General features: G+C 69.0%; 18 protein-coding genes and 1 pseudogene. 14 read left to right on the top strand and 5 right to left on the bottom strand.

The genetic code is table 11. The features are described 5' to 3' along the window. Positions 1–25: 25 nt before the first annotated feature. The 7 genes from OIB37_RS04905 (at position 26) to OIB37_RS04880 (ending at position 5,823) form a co-directional block, all read left to right on the top strand. Complete coding sequence (locus tag OIB37_RS04905) at positions 26–1,249, top strand: acyl-CoA dehydrogenase family protein (protein WP_330456276.1); 1,224 nt, start codon at positions 26–28, stop codon at positions 1,247–1,249. Continuing rightward, positions 1,246–2,082 (top strand): SDR family oxidoreductase, encoded by an 837-nt coding sequence (locus tag OIB37_RS04900; RefSeq protein ID WP_330456275.1) that lies wholly within the window; start codon positions 1,246–1,248, stop codon positions 2,080–2,082. The genes OIB37_RS04905 and OIB37_RS04900 overlap by 4 nt, the downstream gene beginning before the upstream one ends. Beyond that, positions 2,079–2,837 (top strand): SDR family oxidoreductase, encoded by a 759-nt coding sequence (locus OIB37_RS04895; protein WP_330456274.1) that lies wholly within the window; start codon positions 2,079–2,081, stop codon positions 2,835–2,837. The genes OIB37_RS04900 and OIB37_RS04895 overlap by 4 nt, the downstream gene beginning before the upstream one ends. Then, entirely contained in the window at positions 2,837–3,931 is a 1,095-nt protein-coding gene (locus OIB37_RS04890; protein WP_330456273.1) for a phosphotransferase family protein, read from the top strand. Before OIB37_RS04895 ends, OIB37_RS04890 begins: the two co-directional genes overlap by 1 nt. A gap of 17 nt (positions 3,932–3,948) precedes the next feature. Further along, complete coding sequence (locus OIB37_RS04885; RefSeq protein WP_330456272.1) at positions 3,949–4,608, top strand: histidine phosphatase family protein; 660 nt, start codon at positions 3,949–3,951, stop codon at positions 4,606–4,608. A gap of 308 nt (positions 4,609–4,916) precedes the next feature. Further along, a complete protein-coding gene (locus OIB37_RS36260; protein WP_443058112.1) occupies positions 4,917–5,261 on the top strand; it encodes a polymorphic toxin type 17 domain-containing protein in 345 nt (114 codons plus the stop codon). 10 nt (positions 5,262–5,271) lie between these two features. Then, positions 5,272–5,823 carry a hypothetical protein gene (locus OIB37_RS04880; protein WP_330456271.1) on the top strand — a complete coding sequence of 184 codons (552 nt, stop codon included), beginning with the start codon at positions 5,272–5,274 and terminating at the stop codon, positions 5,821–5,823. 16 nt (positions 5,824–5,839) lie between these two features. On the opposite strand, the pseudogene OIB37_RS04875 reads toward OIB37_RS04880, so the two are convergent. Further along, positions 5,840–6,581, bottom strand: a pseudogene (locus tag OIB37_RS04875) (IS5 family transposase); the annotation flags it as partial. 186 nt (positions 6,582–6,767) lie between these two features. Between OIB37_RS04875 and OIB37_RS04870 the strand changes: the two are divergent. Both OIB37_RS04870 and OIB37_RS04865 read left to right on the top strand, forming a co-directional pair. Beyond that, entirely contained in the window at positions 6,768–6,995 is a 228-nt protein-coding gene (locus OIB37_RS04870) for a hypothetical protein (RefSeq protein WP_330456270.1), read from the top strand. A 343-nt stretch (positions 6,996–7,338) separates the two neighbouring features. Beyond that, a complete protein-coding gene (locus tag OIB37_RS04865; RefSeq protein WP_330456269.1) occupies positions 7,339–7,623 on the top strand; it encodes a hypothetical protein in 285 nt (94 codons plus the stop codon). A 33-nt stretch (positions 7,624–7,656) separates the two neighbouring features. Here the strand turns inward: OIB37_RS04865 and OIB37_RS04860 are convergent, their stop codons facing one another. Further along, on the bottom strand, positions 7,657–8,646 hold the full coding sequence (locus OIB37_RS04860) for an ArsR/SmtB family transcription factor (RefSeq protein WP_330456268.1): 990 nt from the start codon (positions 8,644–8,646) through the stop codon (positions 7,657–7,659). A gap of 80 nt (positions 8,647–8,726) precedes the next feature. Here OIB37_RS04860 and OIB37_RS04855 point away from each other — a divergent pair, with 80 nt between their 5' ends. The 4 genes from OIB37_RS04855 (at position 8,727) to OIB37_RS04840 (ending at position 12,218) form a co-directional block, all read left to right on the top strand. Continuing rightward, complete coding sequence (locus OIB37_RS04855; protein ID WP_330456267.1) at positions 8,727–9,974, top strand: MFS transporter; 1,248 nt, start codon at positions 8,727–8,729, stop codon at positions 9,972–9,974. 163 nt (positions 9,975–10,137) lie between these two features. Next, entirely contained in the window at positions 10,138–10,305 is a 168-nt protein-coding gene (locus OIB37_RS04850; RefSeq protein ID WP_330456266.1) for a hypothetical protein, read from the top strand. 92 nt (positions 10,306–10,397) lie between these two features. Beyond that, complete coding sequence (locus OIB37_RS04845; protein ID WP_330456265.1) at positions 10,398–11,522, top strand: hypothetical protein; 1,125 nt, start codon at positions 10,398–10,400, stop codon at positions 11,520–11,522. Between the two features lie 12 nt (positions 11,523–11,534). Then, positions 11,535–12,218, top strand: a complete 684-nt coding sequence (locus OIB37_RS04840) for a class I SAM-dependent methyltransferase (protein ID WP_330456264.1) — start codon at positions 11,535–11,537, stop codon at positions 12,216–12,218. A 233-nt stretch (positions 12,219–12,451) separates the two neighbouring features. Here the strand turns inward: OIB37_RS04840 and OIB37_RS04835 are convergent, their stop codons facing one another. From OIB37_RS04835 to OIB37_RS04825, 3 genes are all read right to left on the bottom strand, one after another. Continuing rightward, the gene (locus OIB37_RS04835; protein WP_330456263.1) at positions 12,452–12,880 is read right to left on the bottom strand and encodes a VOC family protein; all 429 of its coding nucleotides are present in this window, start codon (positions 12,878–12,880) and stop codon (positions 12,452–12,454) included. Positions 12,881–13,292: 412 nt separating this feature from the next. After that, positions 13,293–15,659 carry an FxSxx-COOH system tetratricopeptide repeat protein gene (gene fxsT / locus OIB37_RS04830; protein ID WP_330456262.1) on the bottom strand — a complete coding sequence of 789 codons (2,367 nt, stop codon included), beginning with the start codon at positions 15,657–15,659 and terminating at the stop codon, positions 13,293–13,295. Beyond that, positions 15,656–16,075, bottom strand: a complete 420-nt coding sequence (locus OIB37_RS04825; RefSeq protein WP_330456261.1) for a hypothetical protein — start codon at positions 16,073–16,075, stop codon at positions 15,656–15,658. The genes fxsT and OIB37_RS04825 overlap by 4 nt, the downstream gene beginning before the upstream one ends. Before the next feature lie 353 nt (positions 16,076–16,428). Here OIB37_RS04825 and OIB37_RS04820 point away from each other — a divergent pair, with 353 nt between their 5' ends. Next, on the top strand, positions 16,429–18,669 hold the full coding sequence (locus tag OIB37_RS04820; RefSeq protein ID WP_330456260.1) for a serine/threonine-protein kinase: 2,241 nt from the start codon (positions 16,429–16,431) through the stop codon (positions 18,667–18,669). The last annotated feature ends 15 nt before the right edge of the window (positions 18,670–18,684 follow it).

Raw genomic sequence — 18,684 nt, 5'->3', positions numbered from 1 at the left:
ATTGCTCGATAAGAATGGGAAGCACATGGACTTCGCCCACTCACCCAAGGCGCGCGAGTACGCCGAACGCGTAAGCGCCTTCATGGAGTCGGAAATCCTGCCGCGCGAGCGGGAGTACCTCACGGCACTGCATGCCCAGGAGGACCGCTGGTCGGCCGTCCTGCCGGTGATCGGCGAACTGAAGGCGAAGGCGCGGGCGGCAGGGCTGTGGAACCTGTTCCTGCCCGACACCACGTACGGCGCGGGACTCACCAACGTCGAATACGCACCGCTCGCCGAGCTGATGGGCCGCTCGCTCATCGCACCCGAGATCTTCAACTGCAACGCCCCCGACACCGGCAACGCCGAAGTCCTCCTCCACTACGGCAGCGACGCACAGCGCCGCCGCTGGATGGAACCGCTGCTGCGCGGCGAGATCCGCTCGGCGTTCTGCATGACCGAGCCCGAGGTGGCCTCGTCGGACGCCGCGAACATGGCCGCGACCGCCGTCGTCGACGGGGACACGGTCGTGCTCAACGGACGCAAGTGGTGGAGCACCGGGATCGGGCACCCCGACTGCCGGTTCGTCATCTTCATGGGGCTGACCGACCCGGAGGCGCCCCGCCACGCCCGCCACTCCATGGTGCTGGTCCCGCTCGACACCCCCGGCGTGCGCATCGAGCGGATGCTCCCGGTGTACGGCTACCTCGACGAGCCCTACGGCCATGGCGAAGTCTCCTTCACCGACGTCCGGCTGCCGCTCGACGCGGTGATCGCCGGGCCCGGCCGCGGCTTCGAGATAGCCCAGGGCAGGCTCGGCCCCGGCCGCATTCACCACTGCATGCGACTGATCGGGCTCGCCGAGCACGCCCTCGAACTGGCCTGCCGCCGCTCGCTGTCGCGTACCGCCTTCGGCAAGCCGCTGGCCAACCTGGGCGGCAACCGCGAACGCATCGCGAAGGCCCGGATCGCGATCAACCAGGCCCGGCTTCAGGTCCTGCACGCCGCGTGGCTACTCGACACCGCCGGAGCCATCGGTGCGATCAGCGAGCTGTCCCAGGTCAAGGCCGCGGTCCCGACGATGGCCTGCGAGGTGATCGACATGGCGATCCAACTCCACGGCGGCGCCGGCCTGTCCGACGACTTCCCGCTCGCCGGAGCCATGGCCACCGCCCGCTCCCTGCGCCTGGCCGACGGCCCCGACGAGGTGCACCTCGGCGTCGTGGCCCGCACCGAACTCGCCCGCCACCGAAACCGGGAGACGTCATGACCGAGCGCATCTTGATCACCGGCGGTGCCTCCGGCCTCGGCCGGGCCCTGGCCCAGCGGTACGCCGCCGCCGGGCGCCGAGTCCTGATCGCGGACCTGCACGCGCCGAGTGAACTCCCTTCCGGCGATGTGTCGTTCATCCGCCTGGACGTACGCGTGCCGGACGACTGGGAGCAGGCCCGGCGGTGGTGCGAGACCACATGGGGCGGCCTCGACATCCTGGTGAACAACGCCGGAGTCGCGGCGGCCGGGCGGGTCGAACGCCTGCAACCCGAAGACTGGGACTGGATCCTCGACATCAACCTCAAGGGCACGGTCAACGGATGCCGCGCCTTCGTCCCGCTGTTCAAGCGGCAGGGCAGCGGGCACGTCGTCAACGTCGCGTCCATGGCTGGGCTGTTGAACCTGCCCGGCATGGCCTCGTACAACGTCTCCAAGGCCGCCGTGGTCTCCCTCTCGGAGACCCTGCGCCAGGAACTCGCCCCCTACGGCATTCACACCACCGTGGTCTGCCCGGGCTTCGTCCGCACCAACCTCGGCGCCGGGATGCGCAGCCCCGACCCCGTGCTGGCCAAGCTCGCCGACCGCATGATCCAGGGCGGCAAGCTGAGCGCGGACCAGGTGGCCGAGCGGGTCGCCGCTGCGGTGGCGGGGGGCCGCTTCCTGGTCCTCACCCACCCGGAGGGCCGACGTGCCGCACGCCTCAAGCGGTTCCTGCCCCGGCTGGTGGACGGCCAGATCGCCAAGGTCTGGCGGCGCACCGCGGCGAAGCTCGACGCACAGGACCGGCAGGAACTCGACGCACAGGACCGGCAGGAGGCGGGAACGGTATGACCGTCCGGAAGAAGATCCTGATCACCGGGGCGAGTTCGGGACTCGGCGAGGGCATGGCCCGCGCCTTCGCCGCCCGGGGGCGGGACCTGGCCCTGTGCGCCCGGCGCACCGACCGTCTGCACGTTCTGCGCGAAGAACTGCTCGCCACTCACCCCGGCATCAAGGTGACCGTGCGGGAGCTCGACGTGAACGACCACGACCAGGTCTTCGAGGTCTTCCGCGGCTTCCGCACCGACCTGGGCGGCCTGGACCGGGTGATCGTCAACGCCGGCCTCGGCAAGGGCCAGCCGATCGGCACCGGCCGTTTCGACGCCAACCTGCAGACCGCCCAGACCAACTTCACCGCCGCGCTCGCCCAGTGCGAGGCGGCGATGGAGATCTTCCGCGACCAGCGGGCGGGCCACCTCGTGGTCATCTCCTCGATGAGCGCGATGCGCGGCATGCCCCGCAACCTCACCACGTACGCGGCCAGTAAGGCCGGCCTCTCCGCGCTCGCCGAGGGCATCCGTGCCGAGATGGCCGCGACCCGCACCCCGATCGCCGTCACCACCCTCCACCCCGGCTACATCGCCACCGACCTCAGCGCGGGCGCGGCGAAGACGCCGCTGATGACCTCCTCGGAGAAGGGCGTACGGGCCATGGTGAAGGCCATCGAACGCGAGGGTGCCGACGCGAAGGTCCCGGCGTGGCCCTGGGTCCCCGTGGGCTTCCTCATGCGCCACCTGCCCCTGCGACTCGTGACCAAGGCGAGCTGATGAACCACACGAACCACCCCGACATTGCTAACGACAAGAACCGGAGCGCGGTCCGTGCCGAGGACGCCTTCGACGTCGAACGCGTGCACACCTGGCTGACGGAACGGATGGACGGGCTCCCCGATAGGCTGCCCGAGGTCACCCAGTTCACGGGCGGCGCGTCGAACCTCACGTACCTGCTGCGCTACCCGGACACCGACCGTGAGCTGATCCTGCGCCGCCCACCGGTCGGCAAGAAGGCGTCATCCGCCCACGACATGGCCCGCGAGTACCGCGTACAGCAGGCGCTGAAGCCCGCCTTCCCGCACGTCCCCACCGTTCGCGCCCTGTGCCAGGATCCGTCGGTCGTCGGCGGCGACTTCTACGTGATGGACAAGGTGCCCGGACTGATCCTCCGTGGCCGCCTCCCGCACGGCATGACCCTGCCCCCGGACAGGGCCCGCGCCCTGTCGGAAGCCTACGTCGACACGCTCGTCGACCTGCACCAGGTCGAGCCGGTCGCCGCGGGACTGGCAGACCTGGGCAAGGGAACCGGCTATGTCCGCCGCCAGGTCGAGGGCTGGACCCGCCGCTACGATCAGGCCCGCACCTGGAACACGCCGAGCTTCCGGCGCGTGACGGCCTGGCTCGCCGACCACCAGCCCGACGACGTGGCCACCTGCGTCATCCACAATGACTGGCGCCTGGACAACCTCGTCCTCGACGAGACGGACCTGCGCGTCACCGGTGTTCTGGACTGGGAGATGGCCACCCTCGGCGACCCGCTGATGGACCTCGGCAGCGCCCTCGCGTACTGGGTGCAGGCCGACGACGACCGCATGGCCCGCGCCACCCGCCGCCAGCCCAGCCACCTGCCCGGCATGCTCACCCGCGCCGAGATCGTCGAACGGTACTGCGACCGGATGGGTCTGCCGGCCGACAACTGGGCCTTCTACGAAGTCTTCGGCCTGTTCCGGCTCGCCGTGATCGTCCAGCAGATCTACTACCGCTACCACCACAAGCAGACCCGCAACCCGGCCTTCCGTCACCTCTGGCTCGCGGTCAACTACCTGGACCGCCGCTGCCGTTCGACGATCCGCCGCGCCGGCAGCTGACAAGAGGGGACACCCGCATGCCACTCATCTCCCTGGTCCGGCACGGCCAGGCGTCCTTCGGAGCACAGGACTACGACGCCCTGTCCGACCTCGGCCGCGAACAGGCCACCGCCGCCGGCCGGGAACTCGCCCGTCGCGGCCTGCGCGACCCGCACCTCATGACCGGCACCCTCACCCGCCAACGCGACACGGCCCAACTCCTCGCGGAGGCAGCCGGATTCACGGATCCCGTGCGCGAAGATCCGCGCTGGAACGAGTACGACCACCTCGCCCTCCTGGCTCGCTACACCGACCCCGTTCCGGCGGGCCAGGCGGACTCCCGCGCCGTGCAGGGATTGCTCGACCGGGCGCTGGAGGCGTGGATGGAGGACACGGAGGAGACCGGCCCCGCCGGATGGGCCACCTTCGAGAACGGGATCACAGCCGCGCTGACCGAGCTGACCACCACGCTCGCCAAGGGCCGCGACGCGATCGTCGTCACCTCGGGAGGTGTCCTCGCCGCCCTCTGCGGCGCCCTGCTGTCCCTGCCGCCCACAGGGGTCGTCGCCCTCAACCGGGTCACGGTCAACGCCGCCGTCACCACCCTCGTCGTCGGCAGCTCCGGCACCAGCCTCCTCACCTTCAACGACCACACCCACTTCACGGGTGAACGGCGCCGACTGCTCACGTACCGCTGAGCGCGCCGAACGCACGGGAGTCCTCAGTCGGCAAAGCACGGCTGAGGACCCGGGGTCCGGCCGTTCCTCTCGTGATCGAGGCGCCCGATCGAACGGCCCCGACAACGGCCCCGACAACGGCCCCCGAATCCACTCAGGGGCCCTACCCGCTTCAGCGGATCAGGCCCCTGACCCAAGGGCTCAACTCGGTCCGGTTCATTGGGTCGCTGGCGAACCACGCTTTCCCGCCGGGTTTTTGTAGCCGGGGTGGCATGTTGCTCAGGAACGCGATCAACGCGCCGATTCCCTGAACGGAGCGGGAGAGCACAGTGCCCACATGGGCTCGGCACTGCAAGCCAGGGCGGCAGGTAGGCCGACTTCCGTTCCAGGTAGGCGCGCGCCGACCCCCTCAGGACCGAGCTCGCGGCTCAGGGCGCCCCCACGCGAGACGCATCCGCTTCGTCCCGGACAAGAGAGTGACGGTCAGCACGGGCCTGCCCCGTGGCGCTCGGAAGGGTTGTGTGGATCGGTTCGGTACTGAATGGATCAAGGGGCCGTCCAGGACCGCCGGGCAGCCGTTCGAGTGGGACGTTCCTCTGAGCAAGCTAGGGCCTGTTCGACGGGTCATGTCGGGAACCCAGCCCCTGGTCTTCTGGCTGCAGGGCCGGCCCTAGGCATGTAGCCATGCTGTTGATCTACGACGGAGAAGCCGCCGCTGACGCGCCCGTGCTGCGTACCGGTGGTGTCCCGCTGGTACCGGATGAGTTCGTCTGGCCGGGGTGCCGTGAGTGTGGTGGGAGCATGCAGTTCCTCGCCCATCTGCCGCTCGGCACCGGCGTGTTCTCGGTGTTCGTCTGCCAGAACGACCCCGGCCTGTGTGACGACTGGGATGCCACGGCCGGTGCCAACGGCGCCTTCCTGTTCAACGGCGACCTCTCCCCAGCCGCTGTCCCTGCCGAGGGCACGACACTGCTCGGTGCGGTCACCGCGCTACGAGGCCATCCCGCTGACACGCCGACTGAACAGCCGGTGCTGGGCCGGCTGGGCGGTGAACCCGACTGGATCCAGGACGACGAGACCCCCGACTGTCCGACCTGCGCCAACCGCAAGACGTTCACGGCCGAGCTCGAAGAGGGCCACGACTTCGCCACCAAGGCGAACTTCGGCGGCGGGGGCCGCGGTTACCTCTTCAGCTGCCAACCCTGTGGTGAGGCCGCGTTCCTCTGGCAGAACTGAACACTGCCCTCAAGGGTCATGACCGAAGCCACAGCCGGATCGCTGCGACGGTGACGGTGCCGTGAAAGACGTACGCCCGCTTGTCGAACCGCATCGCCACAGCGCGGAATGCCTTGAGCGTGTCGTTCGTTCGTTCCACTTCATTGCGGCGGGCATACCGCCCACGGTCAAAGCCGGTGGGTCTCCCGCCGCTGCTTCCGCGGCGCCGGCGGTTGGCCTTCTGGTTGGCTGGCTCCGGGATGGTGTGCTTGATCTGGCGTCGGCGCAGGTAGCGGCGGTTGCGGCGGGAACTGTAGGCCCGATCGGCGCAGAGGTGTTCGGGCCGGGTGCGCGGGTGCCCGCCACCTGGCCGGGACACGCGGATGCGGGCCAGGACCTCGAGCATCTGTGGGGCGTCGCCCCACTGGCCCGGGGTGATGACGAAGGCGAGCGGACCGCGACCGCCCTCACCGGCCAGATGGATCTTCGAGGTGAAGCCGCCGCGCGACCTCGAGGTGAAGCCGCCGCGCGACCTCCCCAGGGCCTCATCCGACCGGTGCTGGGCCGGACGGCGTCGTCTGCCCGGCACGAACGGCGCCCTCCTACGGGGCCCCGGCGGCGTGTTGGTGGGCGCGGCAGACGGTGGAGTCCACGCTCACCACGGACCAGTCGATCCGCCCCTCGGCATCAGCCTCCGCCTGGACGGCTCGAAACACCATCTCCCATGTTCCGTCCGCTGACCAGCGGCGATGCCGGTCGTACATCGTCTGCCACTCCCCATCACTGACATCACCCCGCCCACACCAACCCTGGACGAGCGACCTTCTGGTCCGTCACCGACCTATCAGACACGTTCCAGGCAACGCCGGCCAAGATGGGGTGGCTCAGCAGGGATGGTAGCCGCCTCAAATGTGTCTCTCGACGGCGAGATAACCCATAAGTGATCAGAAAGGACTGGCTTCAAGATGTCGGACACTCTTCCGTTCTACGGGGAAGTGCGCGTGCTCCGGGCCTCCGACGGGCCGGATCTGGAGGGCAAGCTCGGGGGCATCCTCGGCATTACAGATCCGCCCGACGACGCGACTCCTCCTGCCTACGGCGTGCTGATCGACGGAGAGGAGGAGGTGTACACATTCCTCCGTGAGGAGATCGAGCCCACGGGGCATATGCGAAAGCGGGAGGACTACTACTGACGGCGGTCGCCGATGGTCTGGACATCACGGTCAACGACGCGGGTCTGTGGTGATGCGTGAACGTCACCGAGGAGCTGTGGGGGGATCTCACCTACGAGGTGCCTTGCTGGTTGGGCCGGATGGAAGTGCAGGAACTGGCCCGGGCCACAATTCCGGACCGTGGTACCCCACAGGCCCGCTCTTCGGGGATGCGTATGACCACGGCCAGAGGGCACGGCATGGTTCCGCTGGATCACCCATGCGCCTATCCGGGTGTGTCCCGAACGTCACGCGAGCGAGAAACGAGTGGTGGGGGTATGTCGCTTCGCGTGAGGTGACCTTGGGATCCGTGAGGAGATCAGCCATGTATGCAGTAGTCCGGCGGTACGAAGGGGTGACCGATCCGGCCGAGGCGGGACGCCGAGTGGCCGACGGATTCGTTCCTCTGCTCCGCCAAGTCTCCGGATTCGTGGCCTACTACTGGGTGGACGCGGGGGATGGGGTGATGGTCTCCACAAGCGTCTTCGAAGACCAGGCCGGGGCCGAAGAGTCGGTCAAGAGGGCGGCGGAATTCGTACGGGACAACCTTGCGACACTGCTTCCCGGCACTCCTCAGGTCACGGCCGGCCGGGTTGTTGCTGCCGGGTAGCACAGAACTCCGGCCAGCCGACCGTGGGCGAATTCAGGCGCATGCCCGAGTCAGTGCCGCCGCGAGCGGGGTCTGCTGGTAGAACACTTCGCGGCCGCGACGTTCAGCAGTGACAAGGCCGGCGTCGCGGAGAACGGCGAGGTGCTGGGAAACGGTCGCCGGGGCCAGGTCCACCCGACGGGCGAGGCCGCCGGTCGTGCTGGGGATGACCGTCTCCACCAGTACGGCCGCGCGCCCGGCGCCCAGCAGCCGCGCGATCGCCGGTGACCGCGCGGCGGGGTCCCACAGCCGCGCGGCGCCGAGCATCGGGTAGACGAGGGCCGGGGGTGTGGCCGAAGTGGTGCTGGTGGGTCCGATGCCCAGGTTCGGCCAGCCGAAGGCGGTCGGGACGAGGACCAGGCCGCGGCCGCGCAGGTCGAGACGCCCGCGGCGGAGACCGATCAGGTGCAAGGCGTCGCTCTCCCACCTGGCCCGCCGGTGCAGGTTGGCGAACAGCCCCTCCAGGCCGCCGTCGGCCAGCTGCCGGGCGCGCGTGGTGATGTCCGCGTCGAGCAGGCCACGGACGCGGTCCCACAGCGGTGCGACCAGGGTCCGCCAGGCCTCTCGCTGGTGCGCGACCAGCTTGTCCCGGGCTTCCACGGGGTCCCCGGTGAGGGCGCGGTACAGGTGCGCGGGCACCGTACGGGGGTCGAGGCGGCGGGCGTGCTCGGCGAGTTCGGCGGCGACGACGTCCGGATCGGTGGCCTGGACCTGGGCGAGATCGTCCTCGATGGTGGTGAGCGGGCCGGTCGGGCTCGGCCACAGGAAATCCGGCCCGTGCCCGCGCACCGGCACCGCGACGCCGAGCAGTCCCAGGTCGAGCTCGGCGACGACGTCCTGGACGTCACGCAGCCATGGCAGGTACCAGGCGTGACGGCTCGGCGCGTTCAGCACCAGCAGCGCGGACATCGTTTCCTGCAGCGGTGACACCGCGAACCGGCACCGCGCGGCGTCACCCGACCCGAACCTCAGCACCAGCGTCATACGGCTCACGATCGCAGGCCTGGATTCGGTGTGCACCGAATCCACGTCCTCCCGTCGCCGGGTACGGCACCCTGACGGTCATGGTCGAACCTTCGCCGGTACCGGTGGCGTCTCCACCACGAACCCCTCTGCTGCGGGGAAATCCGGCTTTTCGGGCACTGTGTGCCTCGCGGGCGGTGTCGTTCGTCGGCGACGGAATCACCACCACGGTGCTCGTGTTGCTCGCCGCCCGGCAGGACGGGCCGGTCGGGGTGAGCCTGCTTCTGCTCGCGAACGCGCTGCCGAGACTTGCCGGCCCCCTGGCCGGGGTGCTCGCCGACCGCGTCCCGACCCGCCGGTTGATGGTGCGCTGCGAACTGGCCTCGGCGCTCGTCATCGGCGTGATCGCCGCCACCCTGCCGCCGCTGCCGATCCTGATCCCGCTCGTCGTGTTCGCCGGGGCGCTGGCCACCATCCGGAACCCGGCCGGACGCAGTCTCGTCCCGGTCCTGGTCGACGCCCCCGATCGCGCCCCGGCCAACGCCCTGTTCGGGCTCGCCCGGACCCTGCAACTCGCTGTCGGTCCCGGCCTCGGCGGACTGCTGGCGGCCGGACCCGGAGGCATTCGCACCGCGCTGGCAGTCGACGCCGCGACCTTCGCCGTCTCGGCACTGCTGCTCACCGGACTCCCGGTGCTGGAGCCGACTCGCGACCCCGCCGCAGTCACCGGAGTCTGGGCCGAAGCGACCGCGGGTCTTCGTTATGTCGCGGCGGACAGACAGGTCAGGACCCTGATCCTCACCCTGTTCGTCATCGTCGCCTTCGCCGGCGTGGACAACGTGGCGCTGGTGTTCCTCGCCGGCGATCAGCTCGCCGGCGGCCCGGCCGGGTACGGCCTCGCCGCCAGCGCGTTCGGCTCGGGAATGCTGCTGGCGTCGGTCGCGTGCACACGACTGGCCCGCGGGCGTTCAGCAGTGACTCTGCTGGTTGTCGCCATCGCCGCGAGTGGCGCCGGCACGGTGCTCACCGGTTTGGCTCCCGCCCTCGCCGTCGCGCTGGTGGCACAGTTGCTCGCCGGCGCGGGGAACGCCGGGGAGAACATCGGCTACGACACCGTCATCCAGGACGTCGTGCCCCGCCCGATGCTCGGCCGCGTGTTCGGCACCCTCGGGACCGCCGCCCAACTGGGTGCGGGCTTCGCCTATCTCGCCGGTGGCCTGTCGGTGAACCTGGTCGGCGCACGCGCCACTTTCGTCCTCGCCGGCGCCGGGACACTCGCCGTCCTACTTGTGCTCGTGCCCGTGCTTCGCCGTCCTCCGCACCCTGGTCCCGGCTGTCCCACTGACTGAACCTCTCTCCGGGACATCGATTCACAAAACGGATATTGGCGACACTTGAGGATGGCTTGATGCCACCCTGTGCAGTGGACCGAAAAGGGCGGCCATCTTGACTGGAATATGGGCAGTTGTTAATTTGCGTGCTCAGTCAAACTAGCTGGGAGGCGATGTTTCGATGGCAACCGAAACTTTGGAAGCTACCCGCAATGCGCGAGTGGCGACAACGCTGAACGCTTTGCTGACCCGGGAGGCGCCGGTCGCTGCGACAGCTCCGGTGGACATTCTTTCGGGAAGCGACAATGAAGCGGTCAACTTCACCTCGGCGTGGGAGACCGAAGACTGATCTTGCTCGGCGGTGCGCGCGAAAACTGAAAGCCCTTCGCGCGCGCCACGCACACCGCGCTGGAGTCTATTTCCTGGGGATGCTTTCATACTATGGAAAATAGTGGGCCCGACGAACAGGTCTGGCGCGGCGTCTCGCTGATGCTTGATCAGTACATCCATCTCGAGGATCACGATCGAGTACTCCTGCTGTACGCGCGCAGCGCTCGTGAACCGGCCGCCTGGGTCGCGACTGAGCTGGACATCCGCGGCATTCCCGCCATGGTCATGGACCTGGAAGGCCTGTCCGCCGCCGCGATCGAACAGTCGCTCAGCAGTGCGAAATTCGACCTCGACCAGATCACGGACCGGCTTGTCGTGCTCTGCATCGAATACGACATTGTCGCGCCGTCGGACTCGATTCGCGACGCACTGGAGCCGTTCTCCGGGAAGAGGATCGAAGTCTTCCGGACGGTGATGACCGGTGCGGAATTCTTCAAGCAGGCCGTGACGACGTCGCCGGCCACCTTGAACAACATCAACGCCGGACTCCTGCACGGTCTCCGGTCCGCCGAGCGGTTCAAGGTCAGGACGTCCTCCGGATCCGAGCTGGATGTCGTGCTCGACCCCGCGCGCTACCGCTGGGTGAGCAACCGCGGGCTCCACCGGGAGGGAGCCTTCGTTCTCCTGCCCGCAGGTGAGGTGGCGACCTACCCCGCGCGGATAAGCGGCACGCTCGTCGCGGACGGTGCGTTCAATTCGACCGCGTACACCACGCTCGACGCACGACTGCACGAACACCCCGCCGTGTTCGAGATCGAAAACGGCATCATGATGGACTACAAGTGCGACAACCCTTCCGTCAACAAGTTGATCGAACGCTGCCTGCGGCTGCCGAACGCCGATCGGGTCGGCGAACTGGGATTCGGCACGAACGTCGGCATCGAGCGGTTCATCTCCCTGAACTCGCACCTCAACGAGCGATTCCCGAGCGTGCATATAGGCTTCGGGCAGAGCAATCAGGTACGAGGCCTGGTCCACTCCTGCGACGTGCACGTCGATTTCATCACCTCCGACTGCGTGATCGAGATCGCCGGCCGGCCACCGCTGAGAAGTCAGGACTTCAAGGATCTGACCGGAGAGCATCCAGCCATCGAGGAAGGCGTGTTCGACGAGGACCTGGACGGAGATTGCTGCGGTCTCTTCTCGCCGCACAACAACAGCCAATGCCTTACCTAGGTGGCAGGGGCAATGACACAGACTGAATTTTCCCTCTCCCCCGACGGCTCTCCGGTGGAGTTCTACGCCCGCCTGCCGGCCGGCTCGAGCCCGCGCCTGATCCACGATTCGATTCCGGCGGGCGCGAGCATCCTGGAGCTGGGGGCGGGCGCGGGGAGAATCACCCATCCCCTTCTGGAATTGGGCCACGAAGTGGTCGCGGTCGACGAATCGCCCGCCATGCTGGCGTACATCAAAGGTGCGGAGACCGTCGAAGCCAGGATCGAAGACCTGGCGCTCGGTCGCCGATTCGACGTGGTTCTCCTGATGTCGCATTTGATCGAGAAACCGGATGTCGAGCAGGCCCGGGCATTTCTCAGAATCTGTCGGGCCCACGTGAAAGACCAGGGGCAGGTGCTCATCCAGCGGGACCCGCCGGAGCGGAACTACGTCGACGAGCCGCCGTTCGTACGGCAGGTGGCGGACGGGTGCACGATCAGCATGCGCGACCTGCGCCAGGCGTCGTCCGAGATGCTGACCTTCACCCTCGACTACGAGATCGACGGCTCGAAGTGGTCGCAATCGGTGGTCACCAGGCCCGTCGACGACGACTCCCTGGAGCACGAACTGGCGTTGGCGGACCTGGAGATCGGCAGCTTCCTGAACCCGAGCCGGTCCTGGGTCAGTGCCCGGCCCGGAACCGCGTCTCCGGCCTGAACCCGTACACCCTGGTAATGCTGTGAAGGCCCCGCCGCAACGTGTACCCGCGCGTCCAGACCGCCCAGCCGTCGGCGCTGGGCGGCAGGCCCGGCGGGTCAGCGCACCAGTGGCACCGTCCGGGGTGACCGGACTCTGCCGCGCCGCCAAGCGACTCACCTCGCGGCCCCAGGCCGGGAAGTCGGCGAGCCGCTTGGCGGGGAGGGCCGTGCGGATTACTGCCAAGCGTCCTGCTAGGGGCGGACGTAGGGCCTGGTCATGATCTCCATGTTGTGGCGGTCCGGGTCGTCGAAGTAGGCGCCGCGACCGCCGAACAGACGGTTGATCCGGCCGGGTTCGGTGTGGCTGGGATCGGCGTAGTAGGTGACCCCGATCGCCTCCAGGCGGGCGATCACGGCGTCGAACTGCTCGTCGGGCACGAGGAAGGCGTAGTGCTGCGACTGGATCGGCTCGTCGCGCTTCTCGTAGTAGTCGAGCGTCACGCCGTTGCCGAGGTCGACGGGCAGGAACGGCCCGAACGGGGCGCCGACCTTCAGGCCCAGGATCGCGGCGATGAAATCGGCGGACAGGCGCCGGTCGGCGGCGTAGACGGCGGTGTGGTTCAGCTGGACGGCGGTCGCCGGCAGTTCGGATTCGTGCGGGTACGGCGAGTCGTAGGACATCAGTGGTGTGTCTCCGGGGCTTGGGATCCGCTGGGAGGGGCGCCGCGCGCGGGCGCCGGGAGCAAGGGCACGGAGAAGGGGGCGGGCTTCTTGCCCGCCTCGCGCTCACGCCGAGGCCGGGAACCTCACTCGTGCATGGCCCATGGCCGACCCGGCAGTCACCCGGCCGACCTTAATGACCACCGCGGACTGAGGCAACGCCGTTCCTCGGCTGCCCTCCGCCGGCAGGTCAGCCGCCGTTGGATTCCGTCGTTTCGGTCACGAGCCGAGCCAGATGACGAGGGCGGCGGCTGTGACGGTGCCGAGGTGGACGTGTCCCCGCCCGCCACCGGCACGCCGACCACTTCCGTCAGAACACGTCCCGCCGTTGAGCGCGTGCTCCCGACCGGGGGACAGTCGCGCGAGAGGACCTTCAGGCGCTGCCGCCGTCGCGTCGGCGGTAGGCGTCGGCGAGATTGTTCCGGAAAAGCACGGTGTCGGGATTGAGGGGACCGAGGACCTGCTCCGCGTGGGAGACGGTCACCTCCCAGGCCCGGATGGCCTCGTTCAGTCGTCCCGCCAGCATGTAGCCGCCCGCCAGATTGCTTCGACCGATGAGCGTGTTCGGATTGGCGGGACCGAGCACCTGTTCGTACTGCGCGACGACCGTCTCGAGCAAGGGAACGGATCGTGTCACATCGCCTGCCGTCTGGTAGATGATGGCGAGGTTGTTGCGGCTCTGCAGGGTGTCGGGATGCAGGTCCCCGAGCAGTTGCTCCCGCTGTGCGAGCACGGTCTCCAGAACCGGGAGGGCACTCGCCAGGTCGCCCATCTCCGCGTAGCCGAATGCCACATTGTTCCGGAAGGTCAGAGTCACGGGATGCGTCTCCCCGAGGACCCGCTCGCTCTGGGCCACGACGGCTTCCAGCAGAGGGAGGGCCCGGTCCAGACGCCCAGCCGACTGATACGCCGTCGCGAGGTTGTTGCGCGTATTGAGCGTGCTGGCATGATCCTCCCCGAACAGTTTCACCTTCTCGGCGAGGATGTCCTCGTACATGGGGACGGCCCGCCCCGCCTGTCCGGATACTCTGTAGGTGTACGCCAGATTGTTCCGGATCGTCAGTGTTTCGGAATGGTTTTCGCCGAGCACTCGCTTGCACTGGTCATGGACTTCTTCGTACAACGTGGTGGCGAGCGCCAGGTCTCCCGCGGTCTCATAAGCGCCGGCCAGGTTTCCGCGAGTCATCAGTGTGTGGGGATGCTCGTGCCCGAGCGCCTCTTCGCACGCGCCGAGGGCGTCTTTGTAGAGCGAGATGGCGCGAGACGTGTCTCCCGCCGATTCGTGTGCGTGAGCCAGTGCGCAACGGGCGGAGATCGTGTTCTCGTGTGAGATCCCTTCGGACTGCTCACGGTACGAGAGGACCGCTGCCCGAAGGGGAATCGTGCGCGCGACGAGCCCCTGATCGCTGAGATGGCGATCGGCGATGAGGTAGGCGCTGACGGCCTGTCGCTTCTGTCTGCTCGCCGGGGCAGTGCCCGCGAGGGCTGTCAAATGGGGCATCAATATGTGCCATTGAACCGGCAGCCCGGGCCCCGAGGGGATCGGCAGCGCATAGAGCAGCGCGTCCTCCGCTTCGGCGCGGCCCTCCGGCCGGCCGTCGGCGCCGGTGGTGGTCGAGCGGCGGAGCACTGTCTGGACGAGACGGTGCATGCTGACGCTGTCGCCGTTTCGCGACAGGCTGACCATGCTGTAGGCGCGCAGCAGGCCCAAGGCTTCGGCAACCTCGTCCGGATCATTTCCGGGCGTCTCCAGCAGGGCCACGGGAATGCTGTCGGGGGCCAGCCAGGCCAGCGTACGCAAGACCCTTACGGCCAAGGGGTTTCGCCCCTTTATCGCACTCAGGGTGTGGGTCCAGACGCGCGCGATGGTGCGTTCAGGGTCGATGCCGTCGGCGGCCTTGTCGAGCTTCTTGGCCAGACGCCGGCGAAAGGCGCTGATGCCGATGGTGGGATTCTGGTGGAGGTAAGCACCGGCTTGTTCCAACGCCAGTGGCAGGAAGCCCAGTTCATCGGCCAGTGCGCGAGCCTCCTGGCGCTGACCGGCCGTGGGCGCGTCGCCGTCCAGCGCGTGAGCGCACAGGACGTCTGCCGCCTCGTCGGCGGACAGAACACCCAGCGGCCGCGTGGAAACCGTGCGCGGCCAGCCCACGGCGCGCCGGCTGGTCGCCAGGTGATGCCCCCTGTTGAGCGCGCCGGTGCAGGGCGCCAGGTCCTGCGGGTTCTCGACGTTGTCGTACACCAGGAGCCAGCCCGGGTGCCATTGCAGCCAGTTGAGCGCCCAGTGCATCCGCTCCTGGTCCGATGCTCGCGCAGCCCACGTGGGGAAGAGGCGAAGTGCGATGCCGGCGAGGGACTGCTCGATGCGGGCCGGTGAATCGGCCGTGATCCACCAGACGAGCGTGTACGCGGAACGGTACTGGTGGGCGTAGGCGAGGGCCACGGTGCTTTTGCCGATGCCGCCCAGGCCGCACAGCGCCGCCGTGTGCGCGTCGGCGTTCTCGTCACCGTCCGCCAGCGTCTCGCGGACCCAGGCGAGTTCGTCCTCCCGCCCCAGGCACAGCCGGCGCGGAGGGAGGTTGCCGGACCCGGGGGCGGCCTGGATGTCACGCGCCGCGTTCAGGGCGTCCGCGGTCAGTACGACATCGCCGGTGATGGCGGTGCCGATGGTGCCCGCGGCGATGGACCTGGGGCCCGATGCCTCGATGTGGGCCTGTGCGGCACTTCCTTCGGCCGCGGTCACTCCCCGACCCGCGCGTCATCACCGGTCACAGCGGTGCCGATGTGCTGGGCGGCGATCGACCGGGTGCCCGACGCGGTGATGACCACCGTCCCGGAAGGAGCGGGCAGTAGTTCGGCCAGTTCCCGGCGCAGCTCCTCGTCGTCCCGGAGCGCTCGCTTGATCAACTGGCGTAGGGCGGCCATGGCATCCGGGTCTTCGGCGTCCTGCAGCGCTTCGTCGACCGCGACCTCCAGCGTCGCCTGCTCACTCTCGTCGCCCCGGGACCAGACGGCCCGCAAGATCCTGCGTCCCAGGTCGGCGGTGGCGTCGGCGGCCGCCTCCTCCGCCCGGCTGAGCACAGTGCCGCCGTACGCGCCCAGCGCGGCGGTCAGATACGGACCGGCCTGCTGCACCAACTGAACGATCTCTGCGCCCACTTCATCGCTCCCCGCACGCCCGGCCCTCATGGCCGTTGTGAGGCAGCATAAGTCGCGTCACGGGCCGGCGCACTGAACGAGTCGTACGGAAGAGGGTTTTGTGCGGTCCAACTGGCCCGTGTGAGGCGTGTGCGCACGCCCGGTCCCGCACGGTGCGGTGTCCCACGACGCGACGAAGTCCCGCCATGCTCCCCTTGGCAGGGCTTCGACGTGCGCGGCAGGGGAGCAGCTCTGGGCTCCCTGTTCGTCACCCGCTTCGCTGTGCCGTACGACCTTGCGGCTAGTTTGTGTGCAGGACAGGTACGCAGGCCCGTGGTGACAGAGACGCACGGGGTAACGGGAGGTCGGGAACGGTGTCGCTGCGCGAAGGTGATCCAGCCGAGATCGGCGGTTACCCACTGGAGGCGCGGCTCGGCTCGGGTGGCATGGGCACGGTCTTCCTGGCCCGTACGGGTTCGGGGCGGCCTGTCGCGGTCAAACTGATCCACCAGCAGTTCGCGGAGGACGACGAGTTCCGCATCCGTTTCCGTCAGGAGGTGGCTGCGGCGAGGCGGGTGAGCGGCGCGTTCACCGCCGCCGTGGTGGACGCTGCCCCTGAGGCCGAGCAGCCGTGGATGGCGACGACCTACATCGAGGGGCGCACGCTCGCCCAGCACGTCGCCACGAAGGGCCCGTTGAGCGGGGTGGAGTTGAGGCGGCTCGCCATCGGGCTGGCGGAGGCGCTGCGCGACATCCACCGGGTGGGGGTCGTCCACCGTGACCTGAAGCCCTCGAACGTCGTGCTCTCGCCCGAGGGGCCGCGCGTCATCGACTTCGGCATTTCGCGCGCCGCGGACCAGGAGACGCTGACGATGACGGGGCGGGTCATCGGTACGCCGCCCTTCATGTCGCCGGAGCAGTTGCAGACACCGCGTGGTGTGGGGCCGGGGTCGGACGTCTTCTCGCTGGGCACCCTGCTGGTGTACGCGGCGACGGGCCACGGGCCCTTCGACGCGGACAGCAGCTATATGACGGCGTATCAGGTGGTGCACGGGGAGCCGTCGCTCGGTGACGTGCCGGCGGCGTTGCGCGCGGTCGTCGAGACGTGCCTGGACAAGGAGCCGAGCGGGCGCCCCTCGGCGGACGAACTCCTCGTACTGCTGCGGGACCTGCCGGCCGACCTGGGCGGGACCGCCGCGAACGGAGTCGCCGCGGGCCGCACTCGCGACATGATCACCCAGCAGCACTCCGCGCCGCGGGCCACTCCGGTGCCGACTGCCCCGACCACCGACCCGGCCGGTCCCGACGCGGAGAGCGCCGGCACCCTCATCGGCCGCCGCCTGCACGGCAGATGGCGGCCCGTGCTCGCGGCCGCGGTAGCGGTGGCGGCGATCGGCGGGGGAGTCGCCGCGCTGAATGCGGGCCGCTTCGGGGGAAACGGCGGCGACAAGGGCGACGGCGTCGCGGCGTCGGGAGTCGCGCTTCCGGACGGCTTCAAGCCGTGGCGCAAGACCGTGCGGGGCGGCCGCGAGGACATCCCCGACGAAGTGCGTTGCGTCGCACGCGGCGACGCGCTGTACTGCGGGGGTGGCAGCGTTGTCGCGACCCGTATCAGGGCCGTGGACGGCTCGCAGGTGTGGACGGCGAAGAGCCCGGGCGTCCCCGTCCAGGGCATGTACCTGGTGGGCGCCACCGACGACACGGTGCTCGGCTACCGCTTCGCCGCCCAGGACACCCCGCAGGACCCTCCCAGCGAGGTGGTGGCCATCGACGCGAAAAACGGCCGGGAGCTGTGGTCCGTGCCGTCCGGCGCCCAGTCGCAGGCCGTCACGGGCCGGACTCAGGACGCCCTTGTGGTCGGCTCCTCCGTCGTGACGGTCGACGCTTCCAACTCCCGCCTCGAGGCTCGGGACGCGCACAGCGGTGCGGTCATCTGGACGACGTCGTTTCCCGCGGGCACGCAGTGCGCTCCCGTCCCGGTGGGACCACGGCTCTTCGCGATGTGCGCGACGGACGGTGAGATGGATGCCTCAGAGGTGCGCCACTCCACCCTGTACCCGGTCGACCGGGCCTCGGGGACACTGGGCTCACCCATCGCGGTCGACGGCCCCGCAGTGCCGATGGGCGTCGCCGACGGCAGGCTCGTACTCCTTCACGTGCACATGGAGGGAACGGCGCCTGCCGGGTACGACTGTGTGGTGCGGGTCGACCCGACCTCACGGAAGGTCACGTACTCCCGACTGGCCCGGACTTACGCGGGGACGCCCGGCATGGTGGACGGCACCGTCTACGTGAGCGGGCAGACCGGTCTCGTCACGGCGATCGACCCCGCGACCGGCCGGAAGAAGTGGTCGCGGCAGACGAGCGTGGAGGGCGCGTCAGGTCCCGTGGCAGGAGCCGGCGCGCTGTATTTCAGCTCGGCCACCGGCCGGGTGGTCGCGCTGTCGCCGTACGACGGCAAATCCCTGTGGACGACGGATCCGCGGGTCGACGGTCTGACGGGCGAGCAGGGCGCGAGTCCGCGCGTGACCGTTGTGGGGCGTGTGGTGGTCGTGGCCGCGGACAAGAACACGCTCTTCGCCTTCGACACGCAGAAGCCGCCGAAGGCGGGCTGACCCCGGCGGGGGCCA

Origin of the sequence: Streptomyces sp. NBC_00820 (assembly GCF_036347055.1) — a bacterium.
Taxonomy (GTDB): domain Bacteria; phylum Actinomycetota; class Actinomycetes; order Streptomycetales; family Streptomycetaceae; genus Streptomyces.
Note: the sequence above shows the minus strand (reverse complement) of the source record. Positions and strands in the feature narration are given on the sequence as shown.